This is a genomic window from Streptomyces javensis (genome assembly GCF_039525925.1).
In the GTDB taxonomy this organism is placed as follows: Bacteria; Actinomycetota; Actinomycetes; order Streptomycetales; family Streptomycetaceae; genus Streptomyces; species Streptomyces asiaticus.
This window is the reverse complement of record NZ_BAAAIF010000017.1, coordinates 38,148-53,852: the sequence shown is the minus strand read 5'-3', so window position 1 is coordinate 53,852 and position 15,705 is coordinate 38,148. Positions and strand designations below refer to the sequence as shown.

16 protein-coding genes are annotated in these 15,705 nt (G+C 71.9%); 14 read left to right on the top strand and 2 right to left on the bottom strand.

Annotated elements, in window-relative coordinates; translation table 11 throughout:
- The first annotated feature begins 43 nt into the window (after nt 1–43).
- Entirely contained in the window at nt 44–1,345 is a 1,302-nt protein-coding gene (locus tag ABD329_RS17715) for an MFS transporter (RefSeq protein ID WP_198275590.1), read from the top strand.
- A 41-nt stretch (nt 1,346–1,386) separates the two neighbouring features.
- On the opposite strand, the gene ABD329_RS17710 is transcribed toward ABD329_RS17715, so the two are convergent.
- Together ABD329_RS17710 and ABD329_RS17705 are read right to left on the bottom strand one after the other, a co-directional pair.
- Nucleotides 1,387–2,130 carry an SDR family oxidoreductase gene (locus tag ABD329_RS17710; protein ID WP_198275591.1) on the bottom strand — a complete coding sequence of 248 codons (744 nt, stop codon included), beginning with the start codon at nt 2,128–2,130 and terminating at the stop codon, nt 1,387–1,389.
- 71 nt (nt 2,131–2,201) lie between these two features.
- On the bottom strand, nt 2,202–3,242 hold the full coding sequence (locus ABD329_RS17705) for an NAD(P)-dependent alcohol dehydrogenase (protein ID WP_198275606.1): 1,041 nt from the start codon (nt 3,240–3,242) through the stop codon (nt 2,202–2,204).
- Nucleotides 3,243–3,337: 95 nt separating this feature from the next.
- On the opposite strand from ABD329_RS17705, the gene ABD329_RS17700 reads away from it, so the two are divergent.
- From ABD329_RS17700 to ABD329_RS17640, 13 genes are all read left to right on the top strand, one after another.
- Nucleotides 3,338–4,141, top strand: a complete 804-nt coding sequence (locus tag ABD329_RS17700) for an SDR family NAD(P)-dependent oxidoreductase (RefSeq protein WP_198275592.1) — start codon at nt 3,338–3,340, stop codon at nt 4,139–4,141.
- Nucleotides 4,142–4,269: 128 nt separating this feature from the next.
- Nucleotides 4,270–5,418 carry an acyl-CoA dehydrogenase family protein gene (locus ABD329_RS17695; RefSeq protein ID WP_198275593.1) on the top strand — a complete coding sequence of 383 codons (1,149 nt, stop codon included), beginning with the start codon at nt 4,270–4,272 and terminating at the stop codon, nt 5,416–5,418.
- Nucleotides 5,419–5,558: 140 nt separating this feature from the next.
- The gene (locus tag ABD329_RS17690; protein ID WP_198275594.1) at nt 5,559–6,347 is read left to right on the top strand and encodes an enoyl-CoA hydratase/isomerase family protein; all 789 of its coding nucleotides are present in this window, start codon (nt 5,559–5,561) and stop codon (nt 6,345–6,347) included.
- A 5-nt stretch (nt 6,348–6,352) separates the two neighbouring features.
- Entirely contained in the window at nt 6,353–6,736 is a 384-nt protein-coding gene (locus ABD329_RS17685) for a Zn-ribbon domain-containing OB-fold protein (RefSeq protein ID WP_198275595.1), read from the top strand.
- Complete coding sequence (locus tag ABD329_RS17680) at nt 6,733–7,884, top strand: thiolase family protein (protein ID WP_198275596.1); 1,152 nt, start codon at nt 6,733–6,735, stop codon at nt 7,882–7,884. The genes ABD329_RS17685 and ABD329_RS17680 overlap by 4 nt, the downstream gene beginning before the upstream one ends.
- A 30-nt stretch (nt 7,885–7,914) precedes the next feature.
- Entirely contained in the window at nt 7,915–9,117 is a 1,203-nt protein-coding gene (locus ABD329_RS17675) for an acyl-CoA dehydrogenase family protein (RefSeq protein ID WP_198275597.1), read from the top strand.
- Nucleotides 9,114–10,088, top strand: coding sequence for a phosphotransferase family protein (locus ABD329_RS17670; RefSeq protein ID WP_198275598.1), 975 nt, complete (start codon nt 9,114–9,116; stop codon nt 10,086–10,088). Before ABD329_RS17675 ends, ABD329_RS17670 begins: the two co-directional genes overlap by 4 nt.
- A 38-nt stretch (nt 10,089–10,126) precedes the next feature.
- A complete protein-coding gene (locus ABD329_RS17665) occupies nt 10,127–11,359 on the top strand; it encodes an acyl-CoA dehydrogenase family protein (RefSeq protein WP_198275599.1) in 1,233 nt (410 codons plus the stop codon).
- On the top strand, nt 11,356–12,132 hold the full coding sequence (locus ABD329_RS17660) for an SDR family oxidoreductase (protein ID WP_198275600.1): 777 nt from the start codon (nt 11,356–11,358) through the stop codon (nt 12,130–12,132). The genes ABD329_RS17665 and ABD329_RS17660 overlap by 4 nt, the downstream gene beginning before the upstream one ends.
- Before the next feature lie 14 nt (nt 12,133–12,146).
- Complete coding sequence (locus ABD329_RS17655; protein ID WP_198275601.1) at nt 12,147–12,938, top strand: SDR family NAD(P)-dependent oxidoreductase; 792 nt, start codon at nt 12,147–12,149, stop codon at nt 12,936–12,938.
- Nucleotides 12,935–13,726: an enoyl-CoA hydratase/isomerase family protein gene (locus ABD329_RS17650; protein WP_246618220.1), complete on the top strand. Its 792-nt coding sequence runs from the start codon at nt 12,935–12,937 to the stop codon at nt 13,724–13,726. Before ABD329_RS17655 ends, ABD329_RS17650 begins: the two co-directional genes overlap by 4 nt.
- Nucleotides 13,727–13,754: 28 nt before the next feature.
- Nucleotides 13,755–14,903, top strand: coding sequence for an acetyl-CoA C-acetyltransferase (locus ABD329_RS17645; RefSeq protein ID WP_198279092.1), 1,149 nt, complete (start codon nt 13,755–13,757; stop codon nt 14,901–14,903).
- A gap of 90 nt (nt 14,904–14,993) precedes the next feature.
- Nucleotides 14,994–15,617: a TetR/AcrR family transcriptional regulator gene (locus tag ABD329_RS17640; protein ID WP_198279091.1), complete on the top strand. Its 624-nt coding sequence runs from the start codon at nt 14,994–14,996 to the stop codon at nt 15,615–15,617.
- Nucleotides 15,618–15,705 lie beyond the last annotated feature (88 nt).

The following is a 15,705-nucleotide window of genomic DNA, read 5'->3' as shown; positions in this document are numbered from 1 at the left end:
TCGGCAGGGGACCGGACCATGCCGCCAGGAAGGGAGCCGGATCATGAGCACCACACACCAGCCCGCGCCGCCGGGGGAGGAGTCGGCGTCGTACGATCCACGTACGGTGCGCCGTGCGATGCTCGCCGGGAGCATCGGCACGCTGATCGAGTACTACGACTTCAGCGTCTACGGCTATCTCGCCGTGGCGATCGCTCCGCAGTTCTTCCCGGGCGACGATCCAGCGGCCTCGACGCTGGCGGCGCTCGCGGTGTTCGCCACGGGCCTCGTGGTGCGGCCGGTCGGCGGTGTCTTCTTCGGATGGATCGGTGATCGCTGGGGGCGCCGCAAGGCGCTGGTCTCCTCGGTGCTGTGCATGGGGGTGGCCAGCAGCCTCACCGGACTGTTGCCGACCTTCAGCCAGATCGGCGTGTTCGCCGCGGTGCTCCTGTTCATCACCCGGCTGGCGCAGGGTGTCTCCTCGGGCGGTGAGTCGGTCGGCGCCTACACCTACATCTACGAGTCGGCGCCGCCCGAGCGCAGGGCGTTCCTCGGTTCCGTCACGCCCATCGGGTCCAATCTCGGGTTCATGTTCGCGGCGGCCACGGCCGGGGCGATCTCGGCCCTCACCACCAAGGACCAGATGGCCGACTGGGGCTGGCGGCTGCCCTTCCTGATGGCCGTGCCGCTCACCATCCTCTGCCTGTGGGCCCGGCTGCGGATCGAGGACACCCCGGAGTTCAAGAAGGCCGCACAGCGTGCCGACATCCCCACGGCTCCGATCCGAGAGGTCCTGGCCACTCACCGTACGGCGCTGCTCCAGTCCGTCGGCCTGGCCATGGCACAGGGCGGCGCCATCTTCCTCGGGCTGACGTACATCGGCATCTATCTGACCAGCAACCTGGGATACGACACCACGCTGGTGTACTGGCTGTCCGCGGGTGTCGTGCTCGTCACCGTGCTGCTCATGGTGCCTGCCGGTCGGCTCGCCGCCCGATTCGGCTGCCGGCGCGTCCTGATGGGCGGGCTGCTGGGCTTCCTGGTGACCGCCTACCCCGCGATGCTGCTGATGGGCCAGGACAGCCTGGCGCTGGCCGGCCTGGCGTATCTGCTCCTGATGCTGAGCAGTGCGTTCGTGCAGGTCCCGGCGGCGAGTTTGTGGCCGCATCTGTTCGAACGCCGGGTCCGCTACACCGGCATGGCGATCGGGTACAACGTCGGCACGGTCCTCGCGGGCGGCACGGCTCCGTACATCGCGGCCTTCCTCGTGGACAAGACCGGGAACCTGCTCTCCCCGGCGTTCTTCGTCATGCTGGTCTGCCTGATCGGAATCGGTTCCCTGCTGACCGTCCGTAAGGATGTATAGGGGGGTGTCGGCGTGGTGGCCGTAGGCCTCCACGCCGCGCTCTAGTCCGCGGCGGAGTGGCCGCCGAGACCGATGGTCTGGCCACCGTCGATGAGGAACTCCCCGCCAGTGGTGTAGGAGGCGTCGCCGCTCGCGAGGAAGAGCACCATGCGGGTGACCTCCTCGGGCTCCCCGATGCGCGTCACCGGCTGATGGGCGAAGAGTTCGGGTGAGGCGGTCTCACCCATGGGCGTACGGATGACCCCGGGGTGGACGGAGTTGATACGCACCCCACTGCCCGCCATGTCCAGTGCGGCGGCCTTGGTCATCCCGCGCACCCCCCACTTGCTCGCCACATAACCGATGCCATTGGCGAAACCCGTCATCCCGGCGGCCGAGGAGACGTTGACGACGGCCCCGCCACCGCGCTCGCGCATACCGGGCAGGACGGTGTGCATGCCGAGGAAGGCACCCACCAGATTGACGTCGATGATCCGGCGGAAGTGCTCGGGCGACTGCTCCTCCACACCGCCGTAAGTCATGATCCCCGCGTTGTTGACCAGGACGTCCACGGGACCGAGGGTGTCCTCGACCGTGCGGACGACGGAGCGCCACTGCGCCTCGTCGGTGACGTCGAGGTGGCAGTAGCGCGCGTGGCGGAGTTCCCCGGCCAGGGCCTCCCCCTCGTCGTCCAGCAGGTCGCAGACGGCGACCCGGGCGCCCTCCGCGACCAGCCCCCGTACATGCGTGGCACCCATGCCCCGGGCGCCGCCGGTGACGATCGCCACCTTTCCGTCGAAGCGCATGCTGGACTTCCCTTCCGCATCCATGGGCCCGGCATCCATGAGCCGGTGCCATCGGTTCACCGCGAATGTGATCAGTCGGGGACGAGCACGGTCCGGCCCCGAGCCGCGCCCCGGCGAAGCCGGTCGATCGCCTCCGGAGCGGCGGACAGCGGGAAGCGTTCCGTCTCGACGCGCAGCGCTCCCGAACGTGCCAGCGTGACGACCCCGGCCAATTCGTGGCGAGTTCCCCAGAAGGGCAGCGAGAGCCGGAAGCCGGCCGGGAGGACCCCGGGCTTGGACACCGTCAGGCTGCCGCCCCCGCTCCCGACGACGGCGAGTTCGCCACCGGGGCGCAGGACGCTGATCGCGAGCTCCAGCGTCTGTGCGGTGCCGACGAAGTCGAGCACGGCGTCCGCGCCCACGCCGCCGCTTCGCGCCCGCAGCGCGCGGGCGGTGTCCGGCCGCATCAGGGTGGCGAAGTCCGCGCCGGAGCGGTCCGCGAGGGCCAGCGCGTCCTCCCGGACGTCGACCGCCAGCACCCGGCTCTCGGTGGTGGCGCGGAGGATTTGGACGGCCAGGTGGCCGAGCCCGCCGACACCGATGACGACGGCGGTGGTGCCCTCGCCGAGTGCGGGCCGGAGCCCGGACACGGCGTGGTAGGAGGTCAGGCCCGCGTCGGAGAGCGGGGCGGCCTGGTCGGCCGGCAGGTCGCCGATCGGCACCAGGGGGCGGGCGGACGGGACGAGCAGATATTCGGCCATTCCGCCGTCCCGGCCCAGTCCCGCCCCGTGCCAGGCGAGGGTGTCACGCCGGTCGCAGTAGTTGTCGGAGCCCGCGGCGCAACGTGCGCAGGAGCCGCAGCCCCACGGCCCGTAGACCACCACGCGGTCACCCACCGCCACCCCGGCGGCGTCCGGCCCCAGGGCCGTGACCCACCCGGCGACCTCATGGCCGAGGGTGAACGGAAGCCGGTAGGGGAGCGCTCCCGGAGGAGCGTCGATGACGTGCAGATCGGAGCGGCACAGCCCGGCGGCTTCGACCCGTACCAGCACCTCGGTGCCGTGGGGGACGGGCCGCTCGGCCTCAGCCGGCGCCGGAGCCTCACCCCAGGCCGTCAGCCGCAGTGCCCTCATCTTCACCGTCTCGGGTCTTGTCAGTGCCACGGCTGCCACGGTAACAGAGGTGAAGTCGGTTCAATAGATGTCCTGGGCAACTGAAGGGAGCCGATATGGCGCGCGAGGATGTACCTACCGGGAGGTTCGCCGGCCAGGTCGCGATGGTGACGGGGGCCGCCTCCGGCATGGGTGCGGCGGTCGCCCGGCAGCTGGCCGCGGAAGGGGCGGAGGCCGTCGTCCTGGCGGACGTGAACGGCGAGGGCGCCGCGGCGGTCGCCGAGGAGCTGCCCGGCGCCACGGCGATCGCGCTCGACGTGGCGGACGCGGCGGCCGTCGACGGCGCCTTCCGGGACGTACCGCGCCGGTACGGGCGGCTCGACGTCCTGGTGCACGCGGCGGGGGTCGACGATCCGGAGGCGAAGCGGCGCATCGCGGACGCGACGGCCGAAGGGCGGCCGGTCGAGGTGACCGACTCCCTCGACGACGCCTCCTGGCGGCGGGTCATGGGCGTGAACCTGGACGGGACCTTCCATGTGCTGCGCGCCGCGGTGCGGGTCATGCGGCCCGCCGGGTCCGGGGCGATCGCGGTGATCGGATCGTCGTCGGCCTTCGACACGCCCGTCGGCTATCCCCATTACGCGGCCTCCAAGGCGGGTGTGCACGCGCTGGCCCAGGCCGTGGCCAAGGAGGTCATCGCGTCCGGGATCCGCGTGAACGTGGTGGCGCCGGGGCCGACCGAGACGGGGATGGCGGCCCGCACCCCCGCGGCGCTGCGGGCCGGATTCGCCGACCCGCGGGTGCGCCCGTACGCGACGGCCGAGGAGATCTCCGAGATCGCCCTCTTTCTGGTGAGCGACGCCGCGGCGAACCTGGTCGGGGCGGTGCTGCTCGCCAACGGCGGCCGGTTCACCGCCTGAGCGGGTCCGTGCGGAGCGGCGCGGGGTGCGGGTCTTGCCCGCCCGGGGTTCGGTGTCTACCGTCTTGAACTGAGTTCAATTCTTGTGTTTTCCGCCACCGCCCGCCATACGAGCACGATGGAGATCCCATGCACTCTCGCCGCCCCGAGATCGACCCCCAGCTGCTGTCCGAAACGGACGAACAGCGACAGCTGCGCACCGTCCTGCGGGACCTCTACGCCGAGGCGAGTGGCGTCGAGGACGTACGCGAACACCTGGCCGGCCCGCGCGGATACGACGAAGCGCTCTGGGCGCGGCTCGCGGGCGAGATCGGAGTCCATGGACTGGCCGTTCCGGAGGAGTACGGCGGGTCTGGTTTCACCTTCGCCGAACTGGCCGTGGCCCTGGAGGAATCCGGGCGCGCCCTGTACTGCGCGCCACTGCTGCCCACGGTGGTCCTGGCCGCCCACGCGCTGCTGCTCAGCGGTGACCGTACGGCATGCGAGCGCTATCTGCCCCGGATCGCCGACGGCACGCTCACCGCCACCGTGGCCGGTTTCGACGCCGACGAGCCCGGCGTCGTCGCGGAACGGGAGAACCGCGACGGCTGGGTACTGCGCGGACCCGCGGACTTCGTGCTCGACGGGGCCGGTGCGGATCTGCTCCTGGTGCGGGCCGGAACGCCCGCCGGGCCCCGGCTCTTCGCCTGCGAGCCCGCCCCCGACACCACCTGGCGTACTCCGCGCCGCGTCCTGGACGAGACGCGGCGCCAGGCGCTGGTGGAGTTCCGGGGCGCCCCGGCCACCGCCGTGGGGACGGCGGAGGAGGCCGAGAGCACGGTTTCGGCGACGTTGGACACGGGACGGGCCGCGCTGGCGGCCGAACAGCTCGGCGGCAGCGGGCACGCGCTCGACGCGACGGTTGAATTCGTGGCGCAGCGCCACCAGTTCGGGCGTCCCATCGGGTCCTTCCAGGCCGTCAAGCACCGGCTGGCCGATGCGCTGGTGGCGCTGGAGGCGGCGCGCTCTGCGTCCGCGTACGCGACCGCCTGCGTGGCCGTCGCCTCGCCGCAGCTGCCGGTGGCCGCCTGTGCCGCCGCTGTGGTCTGCTCCGAGACCTTCCGCCTGGCGACGGCCGAGTACGTCCAGCTGCACGGCGGCATCGGCTTCACCTGGGAGCACCCGGCCCATCTGTACGTACGCCGGGCGCGCGCCGCCGAGGTGCTGTTCGGCACGGCGGACCAGCACCGGGCCCGGCTCGCCGAACGCGTCGGCCTCGCCTCCCGTGGCGCTGCCTGAGCGCGGCTCAGGGGCCTTGGCCGATTCGGCGACGGCCACAGGACTGAATCAGATTCGATTGGCTCGATCAAGGGGTTGACAGGGAGGAGGCGATCTTCCAGAGTTGCAGTGAATTCAGTTCAGTTTGGAAGGGGCGAGGGATGACAACGGAAGACGAGATCCAGTTCGAGCGCGACGGCCACGTCGCCCGGGTGTGGCTCAACCGACCGTGGAAGAAGAACTGCGTCACCGTGCCGATCCTGGACCGGCTCGACGAGATCATCACCGAGGTGGACGAGGACCCCGAGCTGCGGGTCCTGGTCGTGCGCGGGCGTGGCGGCACCTTCTGCTCGGGGTTCGACCTCGACAGTCTGAAGGCCGACTACGTGGGCAAGTCGAACGCGATCGACGTCGCGGTGAAGTCCGCGAAGGTGTGCGACCGGCTGTACTCGATGAAAACCCCCTCGGTCGCGGTCCTGGAGGGCTACGTCACCGCCGGCGGCTTCGAGATCATGATTTCCTGCGACTTCGCCATCGCCGCGGACGACGCCAAGATCGGGGACTTCCACATCCGCCGCGCGCTGTTCGGCGGGGCCGGCCCGATCTACCGGGTGCCGCGCATGATCGGCATCCGTAAGACCAAGGAGCTGATGCTCACCGGCAAGCTGCTCTCCGGCGTCGAGGCCACCGAGTTCGGGCTCATCAACAAGTCCGCCCCGGCCGACGAGCTGGACGCGACGGTCGAGGACTTCATCGGGGACCTCACCGACAAGAGCCCCTTCATGATGTGGCTCACGAAGATGACGATCGACCGCAGCCTGGACGCCGACACCCAGTCGCTGATGGTGATGGAGCACCTCGCCGTGGGCGTCGCGCTCAACTCCGAGGACGCCAACGAGGGCGTCTCGGCCTTCCTGGAGAAGCGCGAACCCAAGTGGCAGGGGCGCTGATCCCGATGACCACGGATCCGCGGAGCCAGGCCACCGCCGGGCTCCAGGGCGCACGCTGCTCCGGCTGCTCGGTGACGGTCTACCCCGCGGAGGACGCCTGCCCGCGCTGCGGAGGGCCCGCCGATCCGGTGGCCCTCCAGGGCACGGGCACGCTGTGGACCTGGACGGTGCAGCGGTACGCCCCCAAGTCGCCGCCGTACGAGCCCCCGCCCGGAGGCTTCGTGCCGTTCGCCCTCGGCTACGTCGAACTGGCGGAGGACGTGCGGGTGGCCGCCGTCCTGGACCTCGACGACCTCGACGACATCCGCATCGGCATGCCCCTCTCCGTGACCGCGGGCCCCGGGGTGCCCCGGGCCAGGCCCACCACCCCGGCTGAGGAGCGCTCATGAGCAGTGCCGACGTCCTGATCTGCGGTGCCGGGCGCACCCCGTTCGGGCGGTGGTCGGAGACGACCGGCCGGCAGTTGGCCGTCTCGGCCGTGAACGCCGCGCTGGCGGACGCCGGGATCCCGTGGTCGCGGGTGGGGGCCGCGTTCGGCGGCAGCGACAGCGCGGGCCTCGCGGACACCCTGGTGGCCCAACTCGGCCTCACCGGCCTGCCGTTCGTCAATGTGAAGAACGGCTGTGCCACTGGTGGCAGTGCGCTGGTCTCGGCCGTGAACGCCATCCGCTCCGGCATGGCCGACGTCGTCCTCGCCGTCGGCTTCGACAAACACCCGCGTGGCGCCTTCGACCCGAGGCCCGAGGACTGGGGCCTGGGAGCGGAGTACGGCAGCGACGGGCTGATGGTGACCACGCAGTTCTTCGGCATGAAGATCCAGCGCTATATGCACGACCACGGCATCACCCCGCGGACCCTCGCCCTGGTGGCCGAGAAGGCGTACCGCAACGGCGCTCTGACCCCCGAGGCATGGCGCCGAAAGCCGATGTCCGCCGAGGAGATCCTGGAGTCCGGCATGGTCAGCGACCCGCTGACCCGATACATGTTCTGCTCCCCGGGAGCCGGCGCGGCGGCGCTGGTCCTCTGTTCGCCCAAAGCCGCCCGCGCGCTGAACGGCCCGCCGGTCACCCTGCGCTCGGCGGTCGTACGCACCCGGCGCTTCGGCTCGTTCGAGGTCTTCAGCCCGTGGATCCCCGGGGGCGAGCTGACCAGCGTCAGCCGTGCCGCCTCGGCCGCCGCCTTCGAGGAGGCGGGGCTCGGCCCCGGCGACGTGGACGTCTGCCAGTTGCAGGACACCGAGAGCGGTGCCGAGGTGATGCACATGGCCGAGTGCGGCTTCTGCGCGGACGGCGAACAGGAGCGGCTGGTCGCCTCCGGTGCCACCGGGATCGGCGGAACGCTGCCGGTCAACACCGACGGCGGCTGCATCGCCAACGGCGAACCCATCGGCGCCTCGGGGCTGCGCCAGGTCTACGAGATCGTCCGTCAGCTGCGCGGACAGGCAGGCGAGCGCCAGGTCCCGGACGAGCCCAGGATCGGCTTCACCCATGTGTACGGCGCCCCCGGCGTGAGCGCCTGCACGGTCCTGTCCCGCTGAGACATCCGCTGAAAGGAGGTGGCAGGGAAGATGAGCGGTGTCCCGGAACCCGAGGAGTTCCGCGCCGCGGCCCGGCGGTGGCTCACCGGAGCCGCCCGGCCCCGCGCCGCCGACGGGGAGTGGGGCAGTGGCTCCGACTCCGTCGCCGTGTTCGACAACTGGACCGAGGAGCAGGAGCGCGACCACACCGCCCGCGTCCAGGGGTGGGAACGCACCCGCTACGACCAGGGCTGGTCCGCGTTCAACTGGCCGCGGGAGTACGGAGGGCGGGGGTTGCCCGCGTACTACGAGCAGCTCTACCGCGCCGAGGAGGCGGCCTTCGACATACCCCACCGCCCCGAGATCTTCCCCGTGACACAGGCACTCGTCGCCCCCGCGATCGGCCTGTGGGGCACCGAGGAGCAGAAGCGGCGCTGGCTGGTGCCCCTGCTGCGCACCGACGAGCTGGCCTGCCAGCTGTTCTCGGAGACCGAGGCGGGCTCCGACCTCGCCGCGGTACGCACCAGAGCGGTGCGCGAGGGCGAGGGCTGGGTGCTGACCGGGCACAAGGTGTGGACCTCCGGTGCCCGCGTCGCGACCTGGGGCGTGGCGGTGTGCCGCACCGACGGGACCGTCCGCAAACACGCCGGTATCACGGTCTTCATGGTGCGCATGGACGCGCCGGGCGTCACCGTACGGCCCATCCGGCAGATGACCGGTGGCACCAGCTTCAACGAGGTCTACCTCGACGGTGTGCGGGTGCCGGACACCGACCGGCTCGGGCCGGTCGGCGAGGGCTGGCGGGTCACGCTCAGCGTGCTGGCCGCCGAACGGCTCGACTCCGGCGGCCTCGGCCTGGACAACGCCGACCGGGCGCTGGACCTGGCCGGGCACCTGCCGCGCCCCCTCACCGGCGCCGAGCGGCAGCGCGCCGCCGACCTCCACATCCGCACCCTCGTCCAGCGGCTCATGGGGCTGCGGGTGACCGCCGCCCTCGTCGCGGGGCGCGAGCCCGGCGCGGAGGCGTCGGTCGGCAAGCTGTACGCCACCGAGACCATGCGGCGCACCAGCGACCTGGTGTCCGAGCTGCTGGGGCCGAGCCTGGTGGCGGACACCGGGGAGTGGGGCACGTACGCCTGGACCGAGCATCTGCTGGGCGCCCCCGGCTACAGCATCGCGGGCGGCACCGACGAGATCCAGCGCACCATCCTCGCCGAACGCGTCCTCGGCCTGCCCAAGGAGCCCGTCCGATGAACATGGCCACCGAGGTATCGGAGCTGGCCGCCCGGGTCCGCGACCGGCTCGCCCGCCACCACCCGGGCGCGGCCATCGGCGAGCTGGCGGTGCTGCCGGGCGGCCACTCCGGGCTGACGTACGAGGTCACGGCGGGCGACGCCCGGTATGTCGTCAAGGCCGTGCCACCGGGGCAGCGGCCCGTCGGACGCAACGACGTGCTGCGCCAGGCACGGGTGCTGGGCGCGCTGGCCGGGTCCGCGGTGCCGGTACCGGGCGTGGTGGCCGTCGACGAGACCCAACCCGCCTGGTTCGCCATGGAGTTCGCCGACGGGGAGGCCGTCGAGCCGGTGCTGGACGACCACGAGCTGCCCGCCACCACGGCCCGCGCCCGGATGCTGGAGATCGCGTCCGTCCTGCGGCGGCTGCACGGCACCGATGTGCGCACGCCCGGGCTCGACGCGCCCGCACCGCTCGACCCCTCCGGCGAGCTGGACCGCTGGAGCCGCACCCTGCGTGCCGTTCCCCCCGAACTGCGGCCCGGCGGTGAGGAGTTGCTGGTACGCCTCGCCGATGGCGTACCGCGCGGCCTGCCGCCGGTGCTGCTGCACGGGGACTTCCGGCTCGGCAATGTGCTGTGCGCGGACGAGCGGGCGGTGGCCGTCGTGGACTGGGAGATCTGGAGCGTCGGCGATCCCCGCATCGACCTGGGCTGGTTCCTGCTCTTCGCCGACCACCGCAACTTCCCCCGGCTGGGACACGCGGTGCCCGGCCTGCCCGGCGAGGCGGAACTGCTGGACGGCTACGGCGACGGCGGGCCCGCGCTGCCCGCGATGGACTGGTTCCGGGCGCTCGGCCGCATGAAGATGGCCGCGATCATGGGCCACAACCTGCGCCGCCACCGCGAGGGCAAACACCACGACCCGGATCAGGAGCGCCTGCCGCCCACCATCGCCGCGATGATCCGCACCGCCCGCGACATCCTCGGCTGACCCGGCAGCGGTCCGACCCCCACCGAACAGGAGCACTCGTGGATTTCGGATACTCGCCACGGGCGAGTGAACTCCAAGACCGCATGCGGTCGTTCATGGACGAGCACGTCTTCCCCGCGGAAGCGGTGTACGACCGGCAGCTGGCCGAAGGGGACGACCCGCACGCCCTGCCGCCGGTCATGGCCGAACTGAAGGAGAAGGCCCGCGCCGAGGGTCTGTGGAACCTCTTCATGGCGCACGGCGACTGGGGCGCGGGGCTCAGCAACCTCGAGTACGCGCCGCTGATGGAGCTGGCGGGCCGCTCCATCATCGGCCCCGAGGTGTTCAACTGCTCGGCGCCCGACACCGGCAACATGGAGCTGCTCGCGCTGTACGGCACGCCCGAGCAGCGGGAACGCTGGCTGCGCCCCCTGCTCGACGCGGAGATCCGCTCGTGTTTCGCCATGACCGAGCCGGAGGTCGCCAGCTCCGACGCCCGCAACATCCGCACCCGCATCACCCGCGACGGCGACACCTACGTCGTCAATGGCCGCAAGTGGTACACCTCCGGGATCCTCGACCCCGACTGCCGGCTCATCATCCTGATGGGCAAGACCGACCCGGAGGCGCCCACCTACCGGCAGCAGTCCATGCTGCTCGTCCCCAGGAACACTCCGGGCATCACCATCCTGCGTGACCTGCCGATGTTCGGCTACAGCGACCGGCTCGGACACGGCGATGTGCTCTTCGAGAACGTCCGCGTACCGGTGGCGAACATCCTCGGTGGCGAGGGCCAGGGCTTCGCGCTCGCCCAGGGACGGCTCGGCCCGGGGCGGATGCACTACGCGATGCGCGCCATCGGATTCGCCGAGCGCGCCCTGCGACTGATGTGCGAACGCGTCACCGAACGCACCGCCTTCGGCGGACCCCTCGCCGACCAGGGCGTGGTCCGGGAGTGGATCGCCCGCAGCCGCATCGAGATCGAGCAGGTGCGCCTCCTCGTCCTCAAATCGGCCTGGCTGATGGACACCGTCGGCAACGCCGCCGCCCGTATGGAGGTCGCCGCCATCAAGGTCGCCGCGTTGGAGGTCGCCCACAAGGTGGTCGACCGCGCGGTGCAGGCCCACGGCGCGGCGGGGGTCAGCGACGACACCGTACTGGGCCGGCTGTACGCCATCACCCGGGCGCTGCGCATCGCCGACGGCCCCGACGAAGTCCATCTGCGGACGGTGGCCCGCCAGGAACTCGCCCCATACAAGAAGAAGACCGACCCGACAACGGGGGCAGCGTGAACGCCAACGGCCTCGACGGCAAGGTGGCCGTCATCACGGGCGGATCCCGCGGCATCGGCCTCGGCATCGCCACCGCCTACCGGGCGGCCGGTGCCCATGTGGTGATCGCGGCCCGCAAACCGGCCGGACTCGCCGAGGCGCGCGAGGAGTTGCTGCGCGTCAAGGGCGACGGCGAAGTGCACACGGTGGTGGCGAACGCCGGTGAGCCGGAGCAGGCCGAGCGGTGCGTCGAGGAGACCATGGACCGCTTCGGCCGGGTCGACGTCCTCGTCAACAACGCGGCGACCAACCCGTACCACGGCGATCTGCTCGACCTGGACCTGCCGCGCGCTGAGAAGACCGCCCGGGTCAACCAGTACGGCATGATCGCCTGGACCCGGTGCGCCTGGCGGGCCTGGATGGCCGAGCACGGGGGAGCGGTGGTCAACATCGCCTCCGTCGGCGGGCTCGTCGTCGATCCGCACATCGGCTACTACAACGCCACCAAGGCCGCCATGCTGCACATGACCCGTCAGCTCGCCTACGAACTCGGGCCGCGCGCCCGCGTCAACGCCATCGCCCCCGGACTCATCAAGACCGAGCTGGCACGGGCGGTGTGGGAGGTCCGGGAGCCGATCCTCACCGCCAAGCTGCCACTGCGGCGCCTCGGCACGGTCGAGGACGTGGCACATGCGGCGCTGTTCCTGGCCACCGACGCCTCCTCCTGGATGACCGGCCAGACCCTGGTCCTCGACGGCGGCGCGACCGCCCTGCCGATCGGGGTGGAGGGATGACCGCGGGTGGAGAGATGACCGAGACACCCAACGTGCCCCGGCCCGCCGCCGAGCTGTTCTCGCTCCGGGGCAGGACGGCCCTGGTCACCGGCGCCTCCGCGGGGCTCGGCGCACGCTTCGCGGCCGTCCTCGCACAGGCCGGGGCCACCGTGTTCGCCGCCGCCCGGCGGATCGAGAAGCTGCACGAACTCGCCGACTCCGACACCCGCATCCACCCGGTCGCCTGCGATGTCTCGCTCGCCGCCGACCGCGCGCGGCTGGCCGGGACGGCGCGCGCCGCCACCGGCCGCATCGACATCCTGGTCAACAACGCGGCCACATCCGGCGAGACCCGCGCCGAGGACGAATCCCCGGACGCCTTCGCCGACGTCCTCGGCGTCAACCTCACCGCCCCCTTCCACCTGGCGCGCCTGGTGGCGGAGGCACCCGCCGTGGACGGCGACCCGCCCCGCAGCGTCATCAACGTCTCCTCCATCCTCGGCCTGGTCACCGCCGCCCCGCTGGGCGGCGCGAGCTACGCGGCGTCCAAGGCCGGGCTGATCGGGCTGACCCGGGAGCTGGCCGGGCAGTGGGGCGGGAGCGGAACCCGCGTCAACGCGCTCGCCCCGGGCTGGTTCCGCACCGAGATGACCGCGGACCTCTTCGGCGACGAGCGCTCCAGCCGCTGGGTCGAGCGCAACACCCTGCTGCGGCGCGGCGGCGGCGCCCATGAACTCGACGGCGCGCTGCTGTTCCTCGCCTCGGACGCCTCCTCGTACTGCACCGGCCAGGTGCTGACCGTCGACGGCGGATGGACCGCGCGATGAGCGTCGGCATCGAGATCGACGACGGCCTGGCCCGCGTCACCCTGCGCCGGGGCGCGGCGGGCAACGCCATCGGCCTGGACATGGCGCGCGGACTGCTGGACGCGGCGCGGACCTGCGCCGACGAGTCCGTCCGGGCCGTGCTGCTGACCGGCGAGGGGAAGTCCTTCTGCGTCGGCGGCGACCTCGGGGAGTTCTCCCGGCTCTCCGGAGAGCCACTGGAGCGGCACCTCATCGCGGTGACCGGCGCGCTCCACGACGCGCTGCGCACGTTCGCGGCGGGCGACGCGCCCGTGGTGGCCGCCGTGCAGGGAGCCGTGGCCGGTGCGGGAATCGGCCTGGCGGCGTCCGCCGATGTGACTCTCGCCGCCGACGACGCCTCGTTCACCACCGCGTACACCCGGATCGGCTACTCACCGGACGCCGGAGTGAGCTGGTTCCTGCCCCGGCTCGTCGGCCCCAAGCGGGCCCTTGACCTGCTGCTGACCAACCGCCGTATCGCGGCGGCGGAAGCCGAGGACATCGGACTGGTGAGCCGGGTCGTCGCCGCCGACCGGCTGGCCGCCGAGGCGCTGCGCACGGCCGAGGCCCTGCGCGACGGGCCCACCGCCGCCTTCGGCGCCACCCGGCGTCTCGTCGCCGCCGGACAGACCGCCGACCTCGGTACGCACCTGGACCGCGAGGCCCGTGCGATCGCCGCAGCGGCCGCCTCCGCCGGGGGCCGTGAGGGCGTCGCCGCCTTCCTGGACAAACGGACGCCCGACTTCACACCCGCCGCCCCCAGCCCCTGACTCCTCCCCGAAACCCTGGAGCCCCACCGTGTCGGAAGCATTCATCGTCGGAGCCGTCCGCACCCCCGTCGGCCGCCGCAAGGGCGCGCTCAGCGGCGTCCACCCCGCCGATCTCGGCGCTCACGCACTGCGCGCCCTGCTGGAGCGCACCGGGGCCGACCCGGGCGCCGTCGACGACGTGTACTTCGGCTGCGTCAGCCAACTCGGCGCGCAGACCGGCAACGTCGCCCGTACCGCATGGCTGTCCGCCGGGCTGCCCCAGCACGTCCCCGGCACCACCATCGACCGCCAGTGCGGCTCATCCCAGCAGGCCGTGCACTTCGCCGCCCAGGCGGTCGGCTCCGGGGCCGCCGATCTGGTGGTCGCCGGCGGGGTTGAGGTGATGAGCCTGGTGCCCATCGCCAGCCCCATGTACGTCGGAGAACAGGCCGGCATGGGCAGCCCGTACGCGGGGGACGGCTGGCGCGAGCGCTTCGGGGACCAGGAGGTCTCCCAGTTCCGAGGGGCCGAGCTGATCGCCGAGAAATGGGGCATCTCCCGCTCGGAGATGGAGGAGTTCGCGCTCACCAGCCACCAGCGGGCCCTCGCCGCCCAGGCCGACGCCGCCTTCGACGACGAGATCACCCCGGCCTTCGGGCTCACCGCCGACGAGGGGCCTCGCGCCGACACCACGCTGGAGAAGATGGCCGGGTTGAAGAGCCTCACCGAGGACGGCCGGCTGACCGCCGCCGTCTCCAGCCAGATCTCCGACGGCGCCGCCGCCCTGCTGATCGCCTCCGAGGAGGCGGTGCGCCGCCACGGACTGACCCCGCTCGCGCGGGTGCACACCATGGCCGTCGTCGGCTCCGATCCGATCCACATGCTGACCGGTCCGATCCCCGCCACCGAGAAGGTCCTGGACAGGGCCGGGCTGGCGATCGGCGACATCGATCTGGTGGAGATCAACGAGGCGTTCGCCTCCGTCGTCCTTGCCTGGCAGAAGGAGATCGGCGCCGACCCGGAGCGGGTCAACGCCTTCGGCGGTGCCATCGCGCTCGGACACCCGCTCGGCGCCACCGGCGCCCGGCTCATGACCACGCTCGTCCACCAACTGCGCAGGACCGGCGGACGCTACGGTCTACAGACGATGTGCGAGGGCGGCGGCATGGCGAACGCGACGGTTTTGGAACGCCTTTGAGCACGGCCCATTCACGTCGATTGGCAACTGAGTTCAGCTTGGGGCTACTCTCGGGTACGGACAAGGTGGACTTCGGCCAGGAGACGAGGCATGGCGACGAGAATCGTTGAACCGGAAGCGGGACCGAGGTCCAAGCGCGCCGCCATCCTGGCGGCCGCCGTCGACTGCTTCGGCGAGACGGGGTTCGAGGCCACCAAGTGGTCCACCGTGGCTGAGCGGGTCGGCATCGGGCAGACGGCGCTGTACCACTACTTCGAGTCCAAGACGCACTGCCTGCTCACCATCATGCGGCTGGAGCTCCAGCGCTCCCACGACAAGTTCACGGAGGCGACCGAGGGCGTCGAGGAGCCGACCGAGGCGCTCCGGGCGGCCGTCCGCGCGGCCTACGACGTCTCGGACCACGAGGTCCTCCAGATGCGGATCCTCCACAATCACATGGACCTGCTCTCCGGCACGCGCAAGTCCAAGCGGGAGGAGGCCGAGCGCGTCGAGGCCCGCAAGCTGGTCCAGCTGGTCGAACGGGACTGGACGAACCTGCTGGTGCGGGGCATGTCCATGGGGGTGTTCCCGCTCCGGGACGCGCAGCTGCTGGGTTCCAGTGTGCTCGGCCTGATCGTCAGCGTCTGGCGGTGGTACCGGCCGTCGGGGCCGACGCCGCTGTCGGAGGTCAGTGAACTGATCGAGGGCGCGTGCGTGCGTATGGTCGCCACGTGATCCCCTGAGCGGCCCCCTGTCGCTTCCGGCCCCCGGCGGATATCCGCCGGGGGCCGTTTCGCGTGCTACGGGCTCTTGTCAGCCATGT

Coding starts and splice junctions, on each gene's coding strand:
- ABD329_RS17705 (WP_198275606.1), bottom strand. CDS start 3,242: ATGAGGGCACTGCGGCTGACGGCCTGGGGTGAGGCTCCGGCGCCGGCT.
- ABD329_RS17640 (WP_198279091.1), top strand. CDS start 14,994: ATGGCGACGAGAATCGTTGAACCGGAAGCGGGACCGAGGTCCAAGCGC.
- ABD329_RS17655 (WP_198275601.1), top strand. CDS start 12,147: ATGACCGAGACACCCAACGTGCCCCGGCCCGCCGCCGAGCTGTTCTCG.
- ABD329_RS17690 (WP_198275594.1), top strand. CDS start 5,559: ATGACAACGGAAGACGAGATCCAGTTCGAGCGCGACGGCCACGTCGCC.
- ABD329_RS17710 (WP_198275591.1), bottom strand. CDS start 2,130: ATGCGCTTCGACGGAAAGGTGGCGATCGTCACCGGCGGCGCCCGGGGC.
- ABD329_RS17650 (WP_246618220.1), top strand. CDS start 12,935: ATGAGCGTCGGCATCGAGATCGACGACGGCCTGGCCCGCGTCACCCTG.
- ABD329_RS17715 (WP_198275590.1), top strand. CDS start 44: ATGAGCACCACACACCAGCCCGCGCCGCCGGGGGAGGAGTCGGCGTCG.
- ABD329_RS17700 (WP_198275592.1), top strand. CDS start 3,338: ATGGCGCGCGAGGATGTACCTACCGGGAGGTTCGCCGGCCAGGTCGCG.
- ABD329_RS17680 (WP_198275596.1), top strand. CDS start 6,733: ATGAGCAGTGCCGACGTCCTGATCTGCGGTGCCGGGCGCACCCCGTTC.
- ABD329_RS17675 (WP_198275597.1), top strand. CDS start 7,915: ATGAGCGGTGTCCCGGAACCCGAGGAGTTCCGCGCCGCGGCCCGGCGG.
- ABD329_RS17670 (WP_198275598.1), top strand. CDS start 9,114: ATGAACATGGCCACCGAGGTATCGGAGCTGGCCGCCCGGGTCCGCGAC.
- ABD329_RS17695 (WP_198275593.1), top strand. CDS start 4,270: ATGCACTCTCGCCGCCCCGAGATCGACCCCCAGCTGCTGTCCGAAACG.
- ABD329_RS17685 (WP_198275595.1), top strand. CDS start 6,353: ATGACCACGGATCCGCGGAGCCAGGCCACCGCCGGGCTCCAGGGCGCA.